Raw genomic sequence first — 19,655 nt, 5'->3', positions numbered from 1 at the left:
GCCCGGGCGGTACCGGCGGGGGCCGGGGCCGTGGCGGACGGCCGGGCAGGAAGCGGTTCATCGACTACCCGCGCGAGGGCAAGAGCGGGTTCCGGCGCTGGCTGCCGTCCTGGAAGCTCACGCTGGGCATGTGCTTCGGCTTCATCGGGCTGATCCTCGGCACGGTGGGCATCGCGCTCGCGGTGGTGCAGGTGCCGAGCGAGCAGAAGGCGGCGGCCGTCCAGAAGAACGTCTACTACTGGGCGGACGGCAAGCAGATGGTCGTCGCGGGCGGCGGCAACCTCAACCGTCAGATCGTGCCGATCTCCAAGATTCCCCGGTCGATGCAGGACGCCGTCATCTCGGCCGAGAACGCCAGTTTCCGCAAGGACTGGGGCGTCGACCCGATGGGTATCCTGCGCGCGGTCGTCAAGATGGCGCAGGGCGGTGAGACCCAGAGCGGTTCGACCATCACCCAGCAGTTCGTGAAGAACACCTACCTGAGCCAGGAGCAGACGCTCAAGCGCAAGGCCACGGAGCTGCTGATCTCGATAAAGGTCGGTGCCACCAAGGACAAGGACGACATCCTCGCGGGCTACCTCAACACCGCCTACTACGGGCGTGGCGCGTACGGCATCCAGGCGGCGGCACGGGCGTACTACGACAAGGACTGCGCCAATCTGACGCCCAGTGAGGGTGCTTTCCTCGCGGCGGCGCTGAACGGGCCGAACCTCTACGACCCGTCCGGCGGCCAGGGCGCGGCGGCGACACCGGAGAAGAACACCAAGCGGGCCACGGACCGCTGGGAGTGGACGCTGCGGCGTGAGGTCGAGGTCGGCCACATGCAGGCGGCCGAGCGCGACGAATGGGTCAAGAAGGGCTTCCCGATGCCCCAGAAGCCCAAGCCCGCGACCAACAGGGCGGGCCAGATCGGCTATCTCACCGACCTGGCCGACAACTACGTCGTCGCGCACTCCGGCATCAGCAAGAGCCAGCTGGACCGCGGCGGCTTCCAGATCCACACGACCTTCGACCGTGACAAGGTCGCCGCCCTCGCCAAGGCGGTCGAGGACGTGCGCAAGGCCAACCTCAAGCCCGACGTGCGCGAGGTCGACAAGTTCGTGCAGTTCGGCGGCGCCTCCGTGGAGCCGAAGACCGGCAAGATCGTCGCCATCTACGGTGGCGAGAACGCGCTGGAGCACTACAACAACAACGCCGACTACACCGGCGCGCAGGTCGGCTCGACGTTCAAGCCGTTCGTGCTCGCCGCGGCGATGGCCCATGGCAAGCGGGACCCCGGCCTCGGCGCCGAGCAGAGCGACAGCCAGCGCACCATCGTGTCGCCGGAGAGCATCTACAACGGCAACAACAAGCTGACGCTGCGGACGTACGACGGCAAGGTCTGGCACGACAACGACGGCAGCGAGTGGCACCAGGCGAACGACGGTGACGAGGACAGAGGGCCGATCACCCTCCGCACCGCCATGCAGTTCTCGGTGAACACGCCGTACATCCAGCTCGGCATGGACGTCGGCACCGACCTGGTCAGGGAGGCCGCGCTGAAGGCGGGCCTGGACAAGGACCAGCTCGCCTCCGCCACCCCGACCTTCTCCCTCGGCACCTCGGCGCCCAGCGCCATCCGGCTCGCGGGCGCCTACGCGACCTTCGCCGCGAGCGGCAAGCAGATCGACCCGTACTCGGTCGAGAAGGTGGAGAAGGACGGCAAGAACGTCTTCCAGCACGAGCTGAAGAGCCAGCTGGCGTTCTCGCCGAACGTGGCCAACAACGTCACCGACGTGCTGAAGACCGTCGTCGAGGCGGGCACCGGTACGTCCGCGCAGCTCGGCGACCGTCCCGTGGCGGGCAAGACGGGTACGACCGACGGCAACCGGTCGGCCTGGTTCGCCGGGTACACCCCCCAGCTGTCGACCTCGATCGGTATGTTCCGCATCGACCCCAACGCCAAGAAGCAGGAGTTCCTCTCCATGCGCGGCGTGGGCGGCAAGGCGACCATCCACGGCGCGTCGTTCCCGGCGGACATCTGGGCCGACTACATGGGCAAGGCGCTCAAGGGAACACCGGTCGAGCAGTTCCCGGTCGCGGAGCCGCTCGGCCAGAAGGTCTACGGCGAGGGCGCCAGCCCCGCGCCCAGCGCGGCCCCGTCCACCCAGCCCTCCACGTCGCCGTCGGCCTCCTCCTCGGCCTCGCCGTCGAAGTCCCCCTCCCCCAGTCCGTCGACGAGCAAGAGCTGCCTGCCGGGTGACCGCCACTGCCACCAGGGCGGCAACGGCGGCGCGTCGGGCGGGCCCGGTGACATCGGCGGCGCCACCGGCGATCCCGGTGACACACCGAGTCCGTCGGACCCCAACCGCGGCAGGCCCGGTGGCCTGTTCGGCGGGTGGCGCGGCTGAGCCGCACCGTCGGCGTTCCCGGCCGACCTGCCTGACCTGTCCGCCCCGAGGGCCGTCCCGCGTTCGCGTGAGACGGCCCTCGGGGTTATCCACAGGCTCCGACGGCTTCCGGCCGCGTACGGCAGGATTGAGCACATGAGGAGCGAGCGGGACGATCAGCCTGTACGGCCCACCGTCGAGGACGAGGTGGCCGCCGCCGGCAGCGAGCTCATCGGCGGGCCCATGGGACGGCGCGCGCTGACGGGCACCGGCTGGTGGACACCCGTCCGGGTGATCGCGCTCGTGGCGATCGGGATGTTCGCCCTCGGCATGGTGCAGAAGCTTCCGTGCTACGACTACGGCTGGTTCTTCGGCGCCACCACGCAGTACACCCACGCCTGTTACTCCGACATCCCGCACCTGTACAGCGGCCGTGGCTTCGACGCCGGTCTCGTGCCGTACTTCGACCGGATTCCCCAGTCGCTCTCCGGCGGCATGGACTATCTGGAGTATCCGGTCCTCACCGGACTGTTCATGCAGGTCGCCGCCTGGCTCACCCCCGGCGGGGGCACCCTGCAGCACCGCGAGCAGCTCAACTGGATGGTCAACGCGGGCATGCTGATGGCCTGCGCGGCGGTCATCGTGGTGTGCTCCGCCCGTACGCACCGGCGGCGTCCGTGGGACGCCCTGCTGATCGCGCTCGCCCCGGCCTTCGCCCTGACCGCCACGGTCAACTGGGATCTCTTCGCGGTCGCGCTCACCGCCGCCGCGATGCTGATGTGGTCACGCGGCCGGACGGTCCTGGCGGGTCTGCTGATCGGCCTGGCCGCGGCGGCCAAGCTCTATCCGGTGCTGCTGCTGGGGCCGCTGCTCGTGCTGTGCTGGCGCGCGGGGCGTCTGCGGGCGTTCGGCTCGGCGGCCCTGTCGGCGGCCGCGGCCTGGCTGGTGGTGAACCTGCCGGTCATGATCACGCATGACGCGAGCGGCTTCCACATCCGCGAGGGCTGGGCGAAGTTCTACACCTTCAGCCAGGAGCGGCCGGTCGACTTCGGCTCGATCTGGCTGCTGATCTCCCAGCGCACGGGGAATCCGCTGGAGAACGCCAACACCTATGTCACGCTGCTGATGATCCTGGGCTGCCTGGCGATAGGGGCCCTGGCGCTCTACGCCCCGAGGCGCCCGCGCTTCGCGCAGCTCGCCTTCCTGATCGTCGCGCTCTTCGTCCTCACCAACAAGGTCTACTCGCCGCAGTACGTGCTGTGGCTCATCCCGCTGGCGGCGCTGGCGCGCCCCAAGTGGCGGGACTTCCTCATCTGGCAGGGATGCGAGGTGCTGTACTTCCTCGGCATCTGGATGTACCTGGCCTACACCGGCAGCGGTGACAAGCACCAGGGCCTGCCCACGGAGGGCTATCAACTGGCCATCGCCGTCCACCTGCTGGGGACGCTCTACCTGTGCGCGGTCGTCGTGCGCGACATCCTCCTGCCCGAGCGGGATGTCGTCCGGCGCGACGGCTCGGACGACCCCTCGGGCGGCGTGCTGGACGGGGCGCCGGACATATTCACCCTCGGCTCCGCGGGCCGTTCCCGGCACACGGAGCCCTCCGACGTCACCTATGTCCAATGGGGCCGGTCGGGGACAGCGGGCCGCCCGCAGTAAGGGCGGCTCCTCCGGCCCCGTACCCAGGGGGGTGGATCAGTGGTCGAGCAGACGGTCGAACTGGGTGGTGGTGTTGCGCAGGTGGGCGAGCAGCTCGTCGCCCACCTGCGGCGGGGTCACGTCGCCCGGCACGAAGAGGATCGAGACCTGCATGTGCGGGGGCTCCGCGAACCAGCGCTGCTTGCCCGCCCAGACGAACGGCGAGAGGTTGCGGTTCATGGTGGCGAGGCCGGCGCGGGCCGCGCCCTTGGCGCGTGGCATCACGCCGTGCAGCTTCTTCGGCGCCTCCAGGCCGACGCCGTGCGAGGTGCCGCCCGCCACGACGACGAGGTAGCCGTCGCCGGTGGCCCGCTGCTGGCGGTAGCCGAAGCGGTCGCCCTTGGCCACGGGCGTGACGTCCAGGACCGCGCCGCGGTACTGGGTGGCGTCGTGGTCGCCGAGCCACAGCCGGGTGCCGATCCGGGCGCGGAAGCGGGTCTGCGGGTACTGCTGCTGGAGCCGCCCGAGCTCGTCGGCCTTGAGGTGGCTGACGAACATGGTGTGCAGGGGCAGCCGGGCGTTGCGGAGCCGCTCCATCCAGTCGGCGACCTCCGCGACCGCGTCGGTGCCGTCCGTGCGGTCCAGCGGCAGGTGGATCGCGAAGCCCTCCAGGCGCACGTCCTCGATGGCGGCGTGCAGCTTGGGGAGGTCCTCCTCGCTGATGCCGTGCCGCTTCATGCTGCTCATGACCTCGATGACGACGCGGGCGCCGACCAGGCCGCGCACCCCTTCGACCGAGGAGACGGACCGTATGGCCCGGTCGGGCAGCGGCACCGGCTCCTCGCCCAGCCGGAAGGGGGTGAGCACCAGCAGGTCACCGCCGAAGAAGTCCTTGATGCGGGCCGCTTCGTAGGTCGTGCCCACGGCGAGGATGTCCGAGCCGAAGCGCGTCGCCTCGTCGGCGAGCCGCTCGTGGCCGAAGCCGTAGCCGTTGCCCTTGCAGACCGGGACGATGCCCGGGAACTGCTGGATTACGGACTGCTGGTGTGCCCGCCAACGCGCGGTGTCGACGTAGAGCGTGAGCGCCATGGCCGGTCCCGGAGCCTTTCCGTGTGCCTGTTGCTGGGTGAGCTGGATGGGGTGGAGAAGGGGGCCGCGGCCCGCCTGAGGGCAGGGCCGCGGGGTGGTGCGAAGGGGTCAGCGGCGGTTCATGTACATGTCGAGTGCCTTGTGGAGCAGCTTGTTGAGCGGGAAGTCCCACTCGCCGAGGTACTCGGCCGCCTGCCCGCCCGTGCCGACCTTGAACTGGATGAGGCCGAAGAGGTGGTCGCTCTCGTCGAGCGAGTCGCCGATGCCGCGCAGGTCGTAGACGTGCGCGCCCAGCGCGTAGGCGTCGCGCAGCATCCGCCACTGCATCGCGTTCGACGGACGGACCTCGCGCTTGTGGTTGGCGGAGGCGCCGTACGAGTACCAGACGTGCCCGCCGACGATCAGCATGGTGGCGGCGGCGACGGCCTCGCCCTCGTGCACCGCGAAGTACAGCCGCATGCGGTTGGGGTCCTCGGTGTTGAGGGCCGTCCACATGCGCTGGAAGTAGCTCAGCGGGCGCGGGCGGAACTTGTCGCGCTCGGCGGTGATCTCGTACAGGTGCTGCCAGGTGGGCAGGTCCTCGTAGCCGCCCTGGACGACCTCGACGCCGGCCTTCTCGGCCTTCTTGATGTTGCGGCGCCACAGCTGGTTGAAGCCCTTGTGGACGTCCTCCAGGGAGCGGTTCGACAGCGGCACCTGGTAGACGTAGCGCGGCTGCACGTCGCCGAAGCCCGCGCCGCCGTCCTCGCCCTGCTGCCAGCCCATGCGGCGCAGCTGGTCGGCGACCTCGAAGGCACGCGGCTCGATGAAGGTGGCCTCGACGTCGCGGAGGCGCTTGACGTCGGGGTCGGCGATGCCGGTCTTGATGGCGTTGGCGTCCCAGCGCCGGATGATCACCGGCGGGCCCATCTTCACGGAGAAGGCGCCCTGCTGCTTCAGGTGCTGCAGCATCGGCCGCAGCCAGTCCTCCAGGTTCGGGGAGAACCAGTTGATGACCGGGCCCTCGGGGAGGTAGGCCAGATAGCGCTTGATCTTGGGCAGCTGGCGGTAGAGCACCAGGCCCACGCCGACGAGCTGGCCGTTCCTGTCGAACCAGCCCAGGCTCTCCGAGCGCCACTCGGCCTTCACATCGGCCCACGCCGGCACCTGCATGTGACTGGCCGCGGGCAGGCTCTGGATGTATGCCAGATGCTGCTCTCGGCTGATTGTCCTCAGGGTCAGGCTCATGCGGGGCGCTCCTCGGCAGGTGTGTCCCCAGGGTCGGGGCTCCGGCTCTCGCGCCGAAGCCTACTGCGACAGAGGAGCGCCCCGTCTGGGCGTACCCGCCGCTACCCGATCACACCGCCGAAGGGCCCGCCGTGTGCCATGCCGAGGAAGAAGCCCAGGGCGGAGGCGCCGAGCCCGATGATCAGCAGGAAGCGCTCGCCCGTGGTGGCCGATATGAACTGGCCCCAGGCGCCCGTGACGATGCCCACGAGGCCGCTCCAGGAGCTGAGCAGGTGCAGATGGTCGAATGCCGAGCTGATGAGGGCGATGGCGCCGAGCACGACGGTCACCGCAGCGAAGGTGTTCTCGACGGGATGGGACTTGCCGTCGCTGTTGAGGGCGGCATTGAGCAGAGCCCGTGGGCCGCGGGGCTGTCGAGCTGCCTGTGTCATGGGGCTACCTCCTGAAGGCAGGCGGCGCGGGGTGGCGCCGGTCACACCCGAGGTGTCCAGATTGCGGTGCCGGACCGCTGGATTTCAACCGGAAGCCGGAGAGCAGGTACTCTGTACGGTCTGCACCGGTGTCTGCCCAGACCTGGCTTCGGGCCCGGGGGCGACCCTGGGACATCCCGGCGGCCATTCCGATGGCCACAGTGTCACTGCTGAGTGCCACTGTCAGGGCCGCTGTCAGTGTCTGCCGATACCGTTGCTCACGCATTACGACCCTCCTGCCACGGAACGACCGTGGCCGCTGAGTCCAAAGGAGGTGGGTTCCACATGCGTCACTACGAGGTGATGGTCATCCTCGACCCCGATCTGGAGGAGCGCGCTGTCTCCCCGCTGATCGAGAACTTCCTGTCCGTCGTCCGTGAGGGCAACGGCAAGGTCGAGAAGGTCGACACCTGGGGCCGTCGTCGTCTCGCTTACGAGATCAAGAAGAAGCCCGAGGGCATCTACTCGGTCATCGACCTGCAGGCCACGCCTGAGGTCGTCAAGGAGCTCGACCGCCAGATGAACCTGAACGAGTCGGTCCTCCGGACCAAGGTCCTCCGCCCCGAGACCCACTGAACCCCAGCGGTTCAGAGGTAATCGGGCTGCGTAACGAGTAGCAAGCAGCCAGCAGCACACCCGCCGAGAGGTTCACCCATGGCAGGCGAGACCGTCATCACGGTCGTCGGCAATCTCGTCGACGACCCCGAGCTGCGCTTCACCCCGTCCGGTGCGGCGGTCGCGAAGTTCCGCGTCGCGTCCACTCCCCGCACCTTCGACCGCCAGACCAACGAGTGGAAGGACGGCGAAAGCCTCTTCCTCACGTGCTCGGTGTGGCGGCAGGCGGCGGAGAACGTCGCCGAGTCGCTCCAGCGCGGCATGCGCGTCATCGTGCAGGGCCGTCTGAAGCAGCGGTCCTACGAGGACCGCGAGGGCGTCAAGCGCACGGTCTACGAGCTCGACGTCGAAGAGGTCGGCGCCAGCCTGCGGAGCGCCACGGCGAAGGTCACCAAGACCATGGGCCGTGGTGGCCAGGGCGGTGGCTCCGGCAACTCCGGCGGCTACTCGGACGAGCCGCCCTTCTAGGCCCTTTCCAGGGCCCGGGTCCGTACGGACCCGAGGGCGATTCCACCAAACTTCTTGATCACACAGGAGAGAGACAATGGCGAAGCCCCCGCCGCGCAAGCCCAAGAAGAAGGTCTGCGCTTTCTGCAAGGACAAGACCGCGTACGTGGACTACAAGGACACGAACATGCTGCGGAAGTTCATTTCCGACCGCGGCAAGATCCGTGCCCGTCGCGTGACCGGCAACTGCACCCAGCACCAGCGTGACGTCGCCACGGCCGTGAAGAACAGCCGTGAGATGGCGCTGCTGCCCTACACGTCCTCCGCGCGATAAGGGAAGGGTGACCGAAACATGAAGATCATCCTCACCCACGAGGTCTCCGGCCTCGGCACCGCCGGTGACGTCGTCGACGTGAAGCCCGGCTTCGCCCGCAACTACCTGGTCCCGCGCGGCTTCGCCATCGCGTGGACCAAGGGCGGCGAGAAGGACGTGGCGCAGATCCGCCGCGCCCGCAAGCTGCACGAGATCGCCACGGTCGAGCAGGCCAACCAGGTCAAGGCTCAGCTGGAGGGCCTGAAGGTCCGCCTGGCCGTCCGCGCCGGCGAGGCCGGTCGTCTCTTCGGTTCCGTGACCCAGGCCGACGTCGCTTCCGCGATCGAGGCTTCGGGTGGCGCGAAGGTCGACAAGCGTCGCGTCGAGCTCGGTTCGCCGATCAAGACCCTGGGCGCGCACCAGGTGTCCGTGCGTCTGCACGCCGACGTCGTCGCCAAGCTGGGCGTCGAGGTCATCGCTGCCTGATCGCTCTGCGACCAGTAGCGTGAGAAGGGCCGCATCCCTGAGGGGGTGCGGCCCTTCCGCCGTTCCGGGGGCTCCTGGGCAGACGGCGGCAGTTTCCGGCCAGGAGGCCCTGGCGTCCCGCTTCGGGCCGTACGGCTCCTGTGCGGCTCCTGCGGCTCCTGTGCGGCTCCTGCGGCTCCTGCGCTCCTGTGGTGCTTCTGTGGGCTTCTGCGCGGCCTCAGGCCCGTACGGCGCCCGTGACGAGCCAGTGGCCGGAGCGGGTGCGCAGCCACAGACCGAGCATGCGCACCGTCATCATCAGCGCCATCGCCCACCACAGGGCCGTCAGCCCGCCGCCGAGGGCGGGGACGAGCAGGGCGACGGGCGCGAAGACGGCGAGCACCACGATCATGGCCCAGGCGAGGTAAGGGCCATCCCCGGCGCCCATCAGGACGCCGTCCAGGATGAAGACGACGCCCGCGACGGGCTGGGTGAGGGCCACGATCAGCAGGGTGGGCAGCAGGGCGTCCCGTACGGAGCCGTCCGAGGTGAACATCGGGATGAAGGCCGGCCGCGCGGCCACCACCAGCAACCCCAGCACCACGCCGGACGCGATGCCCCACTGCACCATGCGGCGGCAGGCCGCGCGGGCGCCCGCGACGTCGCCCGCGCCCAGGCAGCGGCCGATGATCGCCTGTCCGGCGATGGCGATGGCGTCCAGCGCGAAGGCCAGCAGGCTCCACAGGGTCAGCACGATCTGGTGGGCGGCGATCTCGGCGTCGCCGAGCCGGGCCGCGACCGCCGTGGCGATCATGAGGACGGCGCGCAGCGAGAGCGTACGGACGAGCAGGGGCGCCCCGGCCTGGGCGCAGGCCCTGATGCCCGCCGCGTCGGGGCGCAGGGAGGCGCCGTGCCGCCGCGCGCCGCGGACGACGACGGCGAGGTAGACGGCGGCCATCCCGTACTGGGCGATGACCGTGCCCCAGGCGGAGCCCGCGATGCCGAGGCCGACGCCGTAGACGAGCCCGACGTTGAGCGTGGCGTTGGCGGCGAAGCCGCCGACGGCGACGTACAGGGGCGTGCGGGTGTCCTGGAGGCCGCGCAGCACTCCGGTGGCGGCGAGCACGACGAGCATGGCCGGGATGCCGAGCGCGCTGACGCGCAGGTAGGTGGTGGCGTACGGGGCGGCCGTCGGGGAGGCGCCGAAGAGCTCGACGACCGCCCGCGCGGCGGGCAGGGTGACGGCTATGACGCCGAGGCCTATGAGGAGGGCGAGCCAGACGCCGTCCATGCCCTGGCGGATGGCGGCCTGGAGGTCGCCCGCGCCGACGCGGCGCGCGACGGCCGCGGTGGTCGCGTAGGCGAGGAAGACGAAGACGCTGACGGCCGTGGACAGCAGGGCGGCGGCGACCCCGAGCCCGGCGAGCTGGGGGGTGCCGAGGTGGCCGACGATGGCGCTGTCGGCCATCACGAAGAGGGGCTCCGCGACGAGGGCGCCGAAGGCGGGCACGGCCAGCGCGACGATCTCGCGGTCGTGCCCGCGGCCGTGCTCGCGGTCGCGTCCGCGGGGGTGGCGCGCGGCACGTGCGGAGGACTGACTCATGCTCTCAACCTAATCTTCCACAGGTAATCACTGCAACTGCTTAGTGACCCTTACAACAGTCCGGTCGGGGAGATCTTCTCTGCGGCGTTTGTCGCGATCTTGGCCCGAGCGGGAAAGTTTTTCTCCTCAACAGCCGGTGGATGGCGAAACCGCAGGTCAAAGCGGTGGGCTGCGGGGGACTGTGTGTTTGTCCACAGCGGTTTCCCCCGGGTCGTGCACAGGTTGCGCGGACTTCTCCACAGCTTGGGGCCCCTCATCCACATGCCCTGTGGATAACCAGATTGGCTGACGGTGCCCGCGGGCCTACCGTGGACCGGCGCCTGTCGCCTGTCCCGGCCCTTGTGACTGCATGGGGACCCTACGAGATCGCCATGAACTCGACGCGCCGGGACCGGAGTCGGGCGTCCTATTTGTCAGAGCCGTGCCGTAAGAAGGAAACCGCGCGGCGAGGTCCGCACCGCGGACGGGAGGAGGTGGCGGGGTGAGCATTCCCGAGCCCCTGGACGACCCCTGGGCGACCGCCGGCCCCGGTGACCGGCTCCCCGTCTCCCGCCCCCGCCGGGGCGACGGCCAGTCGCGCGGCGAGCGCCACGACCGCGGCGACGAGGGCGACGGTCCCTGGGAGCAGGGCGGCTCCGGCCAGGGCGCGCAGGGCTTCGAGCGGGTCCCCCCGCAGGACCTCGCCGCCGAGCAGTCCGTGCTCGGCGGCATGCTGCTCTCCAAGGACGCCATCGCGGACGTCGTCGAGATCCTCAAGGGCGTCGACTTCTACCGTCCGGCGCACGAGACGATCTACCAGGCCGTCCTCGACCTCTACGCGAAGGGCGAGCCCGCCGACCCCATCACCGTGGCCGCGGAGCTCACCAAGCGCGGTGAGATCACCCGTGTCGGCGGCGCGGCGTATCTGCACACCCTGGTGCAGTCCGTCCCCACCGCGGCCAACGCGGAGTACTACGCCGAGATCGTCCACGAGCGGGCGGTGCTGCGCCGTCTGGTCGAGGCGGGCACGCGCATCACGCAGATGGGATACGCGGCCGACGGCGATGTCGACGACATCGTCAACAACGCCCAGGCGGAGATCTACGCCGTCACCGAGCAGCGCACCACCGAGGACTACCTCCCGCTGGGCGACATCATGGAGGGCGCGCTCGACGAGATCGAGGCCATCGGCTCGCGCAGCGGCGAGATGACCGGCGTCCCCACGGGCTTCACCGATCTGGACGCGCTGACCAACGGCCTGCACCCCGGCCAGATGATCGTCATCGCCGCCCGTCCGGCCATGGGTAAGTCCACCCTCGCGCTGGACTTCGCCCGCGCCTGCTCGATCAAGCACAACCTGCCGAGCGTGATCTTCTCGCTCGAAATGGGGCGCAACGAGATCGCGATGCGTCTGCTGTCGGCCGAGGCGCGGGTGGCGCTGCACCACATGCGCTCCGGCTCGATGACCGACGACGACTGGACGCGCCTCGCGCGCCGGATGCCGGACGTCTCGAACGCGCCGCTCTACATCGACGATTCGCCGAACCTGTCGATGATGGAGATCCGTGCCAAGTGCCGTCGCCTCAAGCAGCGCGCGGGCATCAAGCTCGTGGTCATCGACTACCTCCAGCTGATGCAGTCGGGCGGCGCCAAGCGGGCCGAGAGCCGCCAGCAGGAGGTCTCGGACATGTCCCGAAACCTCAAGCTGCTGGCCAAGGAGCTCGAGGTGCCGGTCATCGCGCTCTCCCAGCTGAACCGTGGCCCGGAGCAGCGTACGGACAAGAAGCCGATGGTCTCCGACCTCCGTGAGTCCGGCTCCATCGAGCAGGACGCCGACATGGTCATCCTGCTCCACCGCGAGGACGCGTACGAGAAGGAGTCCCCCCGCGCGGGCGAGGCCGACATCATCGTCGGCAAGCACCGAAACGGCCCCACGGCCACCATCACGGTGGCCTTCCAGGGCCACTACTCCCGCTTCGTGGACATGGCGGCGACCTGACGGGCCGCGCCGGGAGTTCTTCGGCTCGGCGCCGAGTGGTTCACGAGAGGTTCAGCTGCCCAGGAGGGCGGCCTTGGCCGCTCGTTGCGCGTGGACGTCCTCCTGGCGGTCCGCCATCTGCCGCAGCGCGTCCTTGCGGTCCCGCTTGGACAGCCGGTCGAGGTATGTGTGGCCGAAGAGATGGTCGGTCTCATGCTGCAGGCACCGCGCGAAGTAACCGGTTCCTTCGATGCGAAGGGCGTTGCCGTCCTTGTCGAGTCCGGACACGACAGCACGGTCGGTACGGGGCACCGGCATCGTGGCGCCGGGTACGGACAGACAGCCCTCGAAGTCGTCGACGAGTCGCCGACTGCCCGGGGCGGGGAGGTCGAGCACCGGGTTGACGATGTGGCCGACATGCCGGATCCCGTCGTCGTCCGGGCAGTCGTACACGAACAGCCGCAGGTCGACGCCGACCTGGTTCGCGGCCAGGCCGGCGCCGTCGGCCACGTGCATCGTCAGGAACATGTCGTCGATCAGCGCCGACAGCCCGGGAGTTCCGAACTCGGTCACCTCCCGGCACGGACGGCTCAGGACCTCTTCACCCGCCACCGTGATCCGGCGTACGGAACCCCGGCCCGCCTCCGGAGCGAGAGCCGGATACGAGTCGACGGGCCGCCCCTGCACGCGGACTCTCCGGTCGACCGGACGGGACTGGTTGTGATGAATAGACTTCGCGCGACCGGACAGGCGAAGGCGCAACTGGCGACGAATTGCGTGAGCACGAGGTCCGCACAGCCCTGCTGGCCCTGCTCGCCGAAGTCGGCGCCGTCACGGCGACCGAAGCCGCCGCCCGGCTGGGCTACAGCTCCGGGCTCTGCTCGTTCCACCTGCGGCAGCTCGCGCGTCACGGCCACATCGAAGGGGCCCCTCGCAGCGGGGGCCGCGCACGCCCCTGGCGCCTGAGGCGGGATGCCCCCGGCGCCGAGGTCCCTGGGGCCGAGGCCCCTGGCTCCGATGCGTCCGCGGAGGGCGACCGGTTCGGGGACCTTGCCCGGGGGCTGGAGGACGAGAGCTGGCAGCGATGGCTGGCCCAGCGGGACCGGGCGCCCTCCGAATGGCGTCACGACGAGGCATTCAGTGCCATCGCCTATCTGACAGCGGAGGAGATGAGCCAGGTCGCGGCCGCGATCCGACGGACGCTCAGGCCCTACCAGGACCGCGAACACCGCCCCTTGGCCCGGCCCGACGGCGCTCTGCCAGTGGCTCTCATCGCCCGCCTCTTCCCGCTGCTTCCCCATGCGGCGGACGACACGGATCGGGGCTGAGCAACCGGAGGCAGGGCGATTTCTCATTGCGCACCTAGGGCTCCTAGGTTAAAACTAGGGGTCCAAGGATCTTGAGGAGGGCGCATGGTGCGGGCCGGGCTGTCGGCGGAGCGGGTGACGATCGCGGGGGCCGAGCTCGCGGACGAGGTCGGGCTCGACCAGGTGACCATGGCGCAGGTGGCGCGGCGGCTGGGCGTGAAGGACGCGAGCCTCTACGCGCACGTCCGTGGCCTGGAGGACCTGCGCGGCCGGATCGCGCTGCTGGCGGCGGACGAGAAGACCATCGGCATCGCGGAGGCCACCGCCGGGCGGGCGGGCAAGGACGCGCTGGTCGCGTACGCGAACGCCTGGCGGGAGTACGCCCACCGGCATCCGGGCCGCTACGCCGCGACGCAGGCCTCGATCCGGATCGACCCCGAACTGGCCGCGCAGGCGCCCGGACCGCGGCGCGCGGTCGAGCTGACCTACGGGATGCTGCGCGGCTACGGACTCGCCGAGCCCGACCTGACCGACGCGGTCCGGTTGCTGCGCAGCACGTTCCACGGGTTCGTCGCCCTGGAGGCCGCGGGCGGTTTCGCACACGCGCGTTCGCCCCAGCAGACGTGGGCCCGCGCGCTCGACGCCCTGCACGCCCTTCTGGAGCACTGGCCCTCTTCCCGAGAAGGAGATTCCGCATGACCGGCCCGACCATCGGCAGCCTGCGCGTTCCCGGCGCGACCCTGCACTACGAGGTGCGGGGCCAGGGCCCGCTCCTGCTGCTGATCCCCGGAGGAGCGGGCGACGCGGCGTCCTACGACGGCGTCGCCGACGACCTGGCCTCCGAGTACACCGTCGCGACCTACGACCCGCGCGGCCTGTCCCGTAGCGCGCTGGACGACCCCGGGGCCGAGCAGAGTGTGGCCGAGCACGCCGACGACGCGTTCCGCGTGCTGGAGCTGCTGTCCCCCGACGAGCCCGCCCGGGTGTTCGGCGCGAGCTCGGGCGCGATCGTCGCCCTGCGCCTGCTCACCGCCCGCCCCGAGCGCATCGCGCGCGTCGTGGCGCACGAGCCGCCGGTGGTGGAGGTCCTGCCGGACGCGGCCGGGAGCCGCGCGCTCATCGCCCGCGTCCAGGAGACGTTCCGTACCCAGGGGCTCGTGCCCGCGATGACCGAGTTCGCGGCGGGCCTGCGGAAGGAGGACGACAGGAAGGAGGCCGAAAGGAGGGACGGAGAGGACCGTGAGGGCGGCGAGGCCGGTGAGGACGCTGAGGCCACCGGGACGACGGCCGAGATCACGCTTCCTCCGCAGGCGGCGGCGCGGGCCGAGCGGACGATGGCCAATCTGCCGTATTTCCTGGGCCGCATCGTGCCGAAGTTCATGACCGATGCCCCGGACGTCCACCGGCTGGAGGCGCTGTCGGACCGGCTCGTGCTGGCCGGTGGCCAGGACTCGCGAGGCGAGCTGCCTTACCGCGCGGTCGCCGCCCTGGCCGAGCGCCTCGGCACGGAGCTCCGGCACTTCCCCGGCGGTCACGTCGGCCTGACCACGCACTCCGCCGAGTTCGGCGAACTCCTGCGGAAGGCCCTCCGCGCCTCGGGCTGAACCCCGCCCGCTCGCTCACCCGTCGGGTACGGCTCGCGGCTACCGCGGGGCCAGCCAGGGGAGTTCGGCGGCGAGGTCCTGGCGGAGGCGGCGCAGCGGGCGGGCGCCCACGACGGTCGCGACCGGTGCCCCGGCGCGGAAGAGCAGCAGGGTGGGCATGGACAGGACGCCGTACGCGGTCTGGGCGCGGGGGTTGGCGTCCACGTCGAGCTGTACGACCTTGAGGCGGCCCGACTCCTCCCGGGCGAGCCGGTCGAGGACCGGGGTGATCATGCGGCAGGGACCGCACCAGGACGCGGTGAAGTCGACGAGCACGGGCAGTTCCGAGGCGAGCACCTCGGCGGCGAATGTGGCGTCGGTGACGGTGGCGACAGTGGGGGCAGTGGCGGCGGTCGTTTCTGCGGGGGCGATGGTTGTCATGGCGTGCTGGGCTCCATTTCGGTGTCCGACTCGGTGTCCGACGGGGATTCGGCGTTCAGCGGGAATTCGGTGCCCGGAGGCGTGAGGGCGCACTGCGCGGGCGGGCCGCCCGGTACGTTCGCGGCGGCCCGCAGCGCGGCGACCTCGCGTTCGGCGCGTGCCAGTTGGGCGCCGACCTCCTCGCGTACGTGCCGCAGCCGTTCGATGCAGTCGTCCAGCTCCGCCAGTTTGCGGCGGTAGACCTCCAGTGAGGCCGGGCAGGAGTCGCCCGCCGGGTGGCCCGCGCGCAGGCACTCGACGAACGGCCGCGTTTCCTCCAGACCGAAGCCGAACTCCTGGAGGACCCGGATCTGCCGGAGGAGACGTAGGTCGTCCTCGTCGTACGTGCGGTAGCCGTTGCCCGTGCGGCGGGCGGGCAGTAGCCCGAGTGACTCGTAGTGCCGCAGGGTGCGGGTGGTGGTGCCCGCCCGCCGGGCCAGTTCCCCGATGCGCATGTCGACGACCGTAGACGTTGACGTGGGCGTCAAGGCCAGCGGCGGCGTCGCCGCCGGGTGGCTAGGGTGCCAGCATGACCACAGCGCACGAAGTGTCCATGAATGATCCCGAGTTCGCCGAACTGCTCCCCGACACCCGGAGGGCCTTGCTGCACCGGATCGCCGTCGCACAGTCGGAGGGCCGCACGCCCTCCCTGGTGGGAGCGGTGCTGAGGGAAGGCCGCCTGGTGTGGTCGGCGGGCCGTGGCACGGTCGACGGCTCGGTGCCCGGCCCCGATACGCAGTACCGGATCGGCTCGATCACGAAGACGATGGTCGCTGTCCTGGTCATGCGGCTGTGCGAGGAGGGGCGGATCGACATGGATGCCCCGCTCGGCAAGTACCTCGACACCCCGGAGGCGGGCGAGGCGACCGTCGCCCAGCTCCTGTCCCACACCTCCGGGCTGGCGGCGGAGGCGCGCGGCCCGTGGTGGGAGCGCACGGACGGTGCCCTGCGCCCCGAGCTCACGGATCTCTTCGGCGAGCGCCCCCAACGGCACGCGGCCGGACGGCTCTACCACTACTCCAACCCCGGCTACGCGCTGCTCGGCGCGCTGGTGGAGCGCCTGCGCGGGGAGCCCTGGGCGGAGGTGCTGCGCCGCGAACTGCTGGAGCCGCTGGGCATGGACCGTACGACGCCGGCGCCCGTGGCCCCGTACGCGGAGGGCTGGGCCGTGCACCCCTGGGCGGACGCGCTCCTTCCGGAGCCCATGGTGGACACCGGGCGGATGGCACCGGCCGGCCAGCTCTGGTCCACGGTGGCCGACCTGTGCCGCTTCGCGGCGTTCCTGCTGGACGGTGATGAGCGGGTGCTCGGGGCGGAGGCGGTCGCGCGGATGCGAGTGCCCGCGTCCGGCCCGCAGGACCCGGGCTGGACGTCCGGTTACGGCCTCGGGATGCAACTGTCGCGGCGCGGCGGCCGTACGCTCGTCGGCCACACGGGGTCGATGCCCGGGTTCGTGGCGACGGTGTGGGCGAGCCCCGAGGAGGCGCTGGCGGCGGTCGTCCTGACGAACTCCACCTCCTGCTACGCCGCGGAGTCCGCGGCGGCGGACCTGGTGGCGGGGGTCGCCGAGCGCGAGCCGCGCATCCCCGCGCCCTGGCGGCCGCGCGGCGAGGCGGACCACGCGCTGCTGGAGCTGACCGGGCCCTGGTACTGGGGCGCGACGCCGTTCGCCCTGCGGCTGCGCGCCGGGCGGGACCTGGAGCTGACGCCCCTCGCGGGCACGGGCCGCGCCTCGCGCTTCCGCGCGGAGGACGACGGGACGTGGACGGGGCTCGACGCGTACTACGTGGGGGAGACGCTGAAGGTCGCGCGCACGGCGGACGGGGCCGTGAGCCACCTCGACGTCGGGACGTTCGTGCTCACGCGCGAGCCGTACGAGGACAGCGGCGCCGTGCCGGGGGGTGTGGCCGGGACCGGGTGGCGGTAGGGCAGCAGGAGGCCGTCCGGATTTCCGGTCGGCCTCCAATGGCGGGAGAGCTCCGGGACCAGGGGCCACGTAAGGTCGGAGCAGATTGGAGTGCGCCGACACGCGGCGCGATACCACCTGGAAGGTCACCGTGACTGCGAACACCGCACCGGTCCTGCTCGACCTCGCACCCCTCGACGCCGCGCACTTCGCGCGCATCGAGGACAAGGTCGCCGCACTGATGCGCACGCGCGAGAGCGTCGTCGCGATGCAGGGCGAGGCGCTGCTGCCCCTGGAGGCGTGCATCCGCTCCGCCGTGCGCCCCGGCAGCACCGCGCTGAACATCATCACGGGCCCGTACGGGGAGACGTTCGGCGACTGGCTGCGCTCCTGCGGCGCGGAGGTGGTCACGGTGACGGCGCCGTTCAGCGGCGCGGTCATGCCGGAGCAGGTGGCGGACGCGCTGCGGGCGCGCCCGGAGATCGACTTCGTCAGCCTGGTGCACGCCGAGGCGGCCACCGGCAACACCAACCCGGTCGCCGAGATCGGGGCCGTCGTGCGGGAGCACGGCGCGCTGCTGATGCTGGACGCCGTGGCCTCCGTCGGCGCGGAGCCGCTGCTCACGGACGAGTGGGGCGTCGACCTGTGCGTCATCGGCGGGCAGAAGGCCATGGCGGGTCCCGCGGGGGTGTCGGCCGTGTCGGTCAGCGCCCGCGCGTGGGAACGGATCGCCGCCAACGAGCAGGCGCCACGCCGCTCGTACCTCTCCCTCCTGGACTGGAAGGCGCGCTGGATCGACGGGGGGCGCAAGGCCCTGCCGCACGCCCCCGCGCAGTTGGAGATGCTCGCCCTGGAGCAGGCCGTGGACCGCATCGAGGCGGCCGGTCTGGACACGGTCATCGCGCGGCACCGCGCCGCCGCGGCCGCCACCCGGGCCGGTGTGCGGGCGCTGGGCACCCTCTCCCCGTATGTCGTCCGGGACGTGGACGCCGCGCCCGCCGCGACCACCCTGCGGGCCTCCGACGGCCTTGACGCGCGCGAGGTCGTCGCGGCCGCGCTGGCGGCCGACCCCGCCGTGCCGCTGCAGGCCGCAGGCGGGGCGCTCGCCCAGGAGATGATCCGCGTGAACCACTACGGGATCGCGGCCGACCGCGCCGTTGTCCTGGACTCGCTGTCGGCGCTCGGGGCGGGCCTGCGGGCGCTCAATGGGCGCGCTGTGGGTGAGGTGGGTGACGTGGGTGATGTGGACGATGTGCTCAAGGCCGCGGGGGCGGCGTGGGATGCGGTGATCGGGGGCTGAGCCCCCCCTCTGTCTCTGTCTGGACGTCGGGTCGAGCCCCGGGGAGTTTTCCCCGGGGCTTTTGCTTTTCCTTGTGTGCCGGTAGCGGCTTTTTTCGCATATGCGTCGTTACTGCTGCTCCGGCTCCTTGTTCATGTGGCCGGATAGAATCGGAACGTCCAGCCCGTTTCGTTCATTCGCTCGTCGGAGGTTTCGCGCATGCCGCGACGCAGTAGCCCGGCGGTGCCGTCGCCCGCTTCGCCGCACCTCTCGCCATACCTCCGCTCGGATGCCCGGCGCAATAGGGCCCTCATTCTCGAAGCGGCCCGATCTGCCTTTGAGGAACGGGGGTTGGCGGTTCCGCTCGGGGAGATCGCGCGCCGTGCCGGGGTCGGTACGGGTACGGTCCACCGCCATTTCCCTTCGAAAGAAGCGCTGTTCAGGGCCACTGTGGCGGACCGGGTACGGCTTTTCGTCGATACAGCGGGCGAGTTGGCGGACTCGGACGACCCTGGAGCCGTCTTCTTCGGCTACCTTTCGGCGGTGGTACGGCTCGCGTCACGGAACAAGGCGCTGCTCGACGCGCTGGAGGCCAGCGCGGAGGGTCTGTTCGAGCTCACTCCGGGCCTGGAGGCGGACTTCCGCGGCGCGTTGGAGGTGCTGCTGACGAAGGCTCAGGAAGTGGGTGCCGTACGGAAGGACGTACAGGTCGAGGATGTGGTGACGCTTCTTTTCGGCTGCCTCTCGATGGAACGGCGTCGTCTGCCGGATGGGGCTGCCGGACGGATGACCGCCCTGATGTGCGACAGCTTGCGGCCTGGGGGTCGGGGCGTGACGAAACTGCCGATTGCGCGGGTTTCGCGTGACGAAAGTGTTGTGTGTGAGGTGTGCGGGCGGGAGGTGCGGG

General features: G+C 70.8%; 19 protein-coding genes and 1 pseudogene. 13 read left to right on the top strand and 7 right to left on the bottom strand.

Features of this window, described 5'->3' with window-relative positions:
• Positions 1–2,390, top strand: a 2,390-nt coding sequence (locus K6I34_RS11080; protein ID WP_229324778.1) for a transglycosylase domain-containing protein, incomplete at its 5' end; no start/stop codon positions are given.
• Between the two features lie 135 nt (positions 2,391–2,525).
• Positions 2,526–4,028 carry a glycosyltransferase family 87 protein gene (locus K6I34_RS11075; protein ID WP_229324776.1) on the top strand — a complete coding sequence of 501 codons (1,503 nt, stop codon included), beginning with the start codon at positions 2,526–2,528 and terminating at the stop codon, positions 4,026–4,028.
• A gap of 36 nt (positions 4,029–4,064) precedes the next feature.
• Here K6I34_RS11075 and K6I34_RS11070 read toward each other — a convergent pair whose 3' ends face one another.
• From K6I34_RS11070 to K6I34_RS11060, 3 genes are all read right to left on the bottom strand, one after another.
• Positions 4,065–5,096 carry an alanine racemase gene (locus K6I34_RS11070; RefSeq protein ID WP_229324774.1) on the bottom strand — a complete coding sequence of 344 codons (1,032 nt, stop codon included), beginning with the start codon at positions 5,094–5,096 and terminating at the stop codon, positions 4,065–4,067.
• Positions 5,097–5,204: 108 nt separating this feature from the next.
• Positions 5,205–6,323, bottom strand: a complete 1,119-nt coding sequence (locus K6I34_RS11065; protein ID WP_229324772.1) for a peptidoglycan bridge formation glycyltransferase FemA/FemB family protein — start codon at positions 6,321–6,323, stop codon at positions 5,205–5,207.
• Positions 6,324–6,424: 101 nt separating this feature from the next.
• Positions 6,425–6,754: a hypothetical protein gene (locus K6I34_RS11060; RefSeq protein WP_229324770.1), complete on the bottom strand. Its 330-nt coding sequence runs from the start codon at positions 6,752–6,754 to the stop codon at positions 6,425–6,427.
• A 324-nt stretch (positions 6,755–7,078) separates the two neighbouring features.
• Here K6I34_RS11060 and rpsF point away from each other — a divergent pair, with 324 nt between their 5' ends.
• The 4 genes and pseudogenes from rpsF (at position 7,079) to rplI (ending at position 8,654) form a co-directional block, all read left to right on the top strand.
• On the top strand, positions 7,079–7,369 hold the full coding sequence (gene rpsF, locus K6I34_RS11055; RefSeq protein WP_049719052.1) for a 30S ribosomal protein S6: 291 nt from the start codon (positions 7,079–7,081) through the stop codon (positions 7,367–7,369).
• A gap of 78 nt (positions 7,370–7,447) precedes the next feature.
• Positions 7,448–7,852 (top strand): annotated as a pseudogene (locus tag K6I34_RS11050) (single-stranded DNA-binding protein); the annotation flags it as partial.
• Between the two features lie 100 nt (positions 7,853–7,952).
• On the top strand, positions 7,953–8,189 hold the full coding sequence (gene rpsR, locus K6I34_RS11045) for a 30S ribosomal protein S18 (RefSeq protein ID WP_004950692.1): 237 nt from the start codon (positions 7,953–7,955) through the stop codon (positions 8,187–8,189).
• Between the two features lie 18 nt (positions 8,190–8,207).
• Positions 8,208–8,654, top strand: coding sequence for a 50S ribosomal protein L9 (gene rplI / locus K6I34_RS11040; protein ID WP_229324766.1), 447 nt, complete (start codon positions 8,208–8,210; stop codon positions 8,652–8,654).
• Between the two features lie 217 nt (positions 8,655–8,871).
• Here the strand turns inward: rplI and K6I34_RS11035 are convergent, their stop codons facing one another.
• A complete protein-coding gene (locus K6I34_RS11035; protein ID WP_229324764.1) occupies positions 8,872–10,236 on the bottom strand; it encodes an MATE family efflux transporter in 1,365 nt (454 codons plus the stop codon).
• 481 nt (positions 10,237–10,717) lie between these two features.
• Here K6I34_RS11035 and dnaB point away from each other — a divergent pair, with 481 nt between their 5' ends.
• Positions 10,718–12,214, top strand: a complete 1,497-nt coding sequence (gene dnaB / locus K6I34_RS11030) for a replicative DNA helicase (protein ID WP_229324762.1) — start codon at positions 10,718–10,720, stop codon at positions 12,212–12,214.
• 51 nt (positions 12,215–12,265) lie between these two features.
• On the opposite strand, the gene def is transcribed toward dnaB, so the two are convergent.
• Positions 12,266–12,880: a peptide deformylase gene (gene def, locus K6I34_RS11025; protein WP_229324760.1), complete on the bottom strand. Its 615-nt coding sequence runs from the start codon at positions 12,878–12,880 to the stop codon at positions 12,266–12,268.
• An 86-nt stretch (positions 12,881–12,966) separates the two neighbouring features.
• On the opposite strand from def, the gene K6I34_RS11020 reads away from it, so the two are divergent.
• From K6I34_RS11020 to K6I34_RS11010, 3 genes are all read left to right on the top strand, one after another.
• Positions 12,967–13,521 carry a helix-turn-helix transcriptional regulator gene (locus K6I34_RS11020; RefSeq protein WP_229324758.1) on the top strand — a complete coding sequence of 185 codons (555 nt, stop codon included), beginning with the start codon at positions 12,967–12,969 and terminating at the stop codon, positions 13,519–13,521.
• Positions 13,522–13,605: 84 nt separating this feature from the next.
• Positions 13,606–14,199 (top strand): TetR/AcrR family transcriptional regulator, encoded by a 594-nt coding sequence (locus K6I34_RS11015; RefSeq protein ID WP_229324756.1) that lies wholly within the window; start codon positions 13,606–13,608, stop codon positions 14,197–14,199.
• Complete coding sequence (locus K6I34_RS11010) at positions 14,196–15,104, top strand: alpha/beta fold hydrolase (protein WP_229324754.1); 909 nt, start codon at positions 14,196–14,198, stop codon at positions 15,102–15,104. The genes K6I34_RS11015 and K6I34_RS11010 overlap by 4 nt, the downstream gene beginning before the upstream one ends.
• A 39-nt stretch (positions 15,105–15,143) precedes the next feature.
• Here K6I34_RS11010 and trxA read toward each other — a convergent pair whose 3' ends face one another.
• Positions 15,144–15,524, bottom strand: coding sequence for a thioredoxin (gene trxA / locus K6I34_RS11005; protein ID WP_229324752.1), 381 nt, complete (start codon positions 15,522–15,524; stop codon positions 15,144–15,146).
• Positions 15,521–16,018 (bottom strand): MerR family transcriptional regulator, encoded by a 498-nt coding sequence (locus tag K6I34_RS11000; RefSeq protein WP_229324750.1) that lies wholly within the window; start codon positions 16,016–16,018, stop codon positions 15,521–15,523. Before K6I34_RS11000 ends, trxA begins: the two co-directional genes overlap by 4 nt.
• Before the next feature lie 98 nt (positions 16,019–16,116).
• Between K6I34_RS11000 and K6I34_RS10995 the strand changes: the two genes are divergently transcribed.
• The 3 genes from K6I34_RS10995 to K6I34_RS10985 all read left to right on the top strand — a co-directional run.
• The gene (locus K6I34_RS10995; RefSeq protein WP_229324748.1) at positions 16,117–17,490 is read left to right on the top strand and encodes a serine hydrolase; all 1,374 of its coding nucleotides are present in this window, start codon (positions 16,117–16,119) and stop codon (positions 17,488–17,490) included.
• Positions 17,491–17,620: 130 nt separating this feature from the next.
• Positions 17,621–18,769 carry an aminotransferase class V-fold PLP-dependent enzyme gene (locus K6I34_RS10990; RefSeq protein WP_229324746.1) on the top strand — a complete coding sequence of 383 codons (1,149 nt, stop codon included), beginning with the start codon at positions 17,621–17,623 and terminating at the stop codon, positions 18,767–18,769.
• 330 nt (positions 18,770–19,099) lie between these two features.
• A partial coding sequence (locus K6I34_RS10985; protein ID WP_229324744.1) for a TetR/AcrR family transcriptional regulator occupies positions 19,100–19,655 on the top strand: 556 nt, incomplete at its 3' end.

The organism is Streptomyces sp. UNOC14_S4 (assembly GCF_020740835.1).
Taxonomy (GTDB): Bacteria; Actinomycetota; Actinomycetes; order Streptomycetales; family Streptomycetaceae; genus Streptomyces.
Note: the sequence above shows the minus strand (reverse complement) of the source record. Positions and strands in the feature narration are given on the sequence as shown.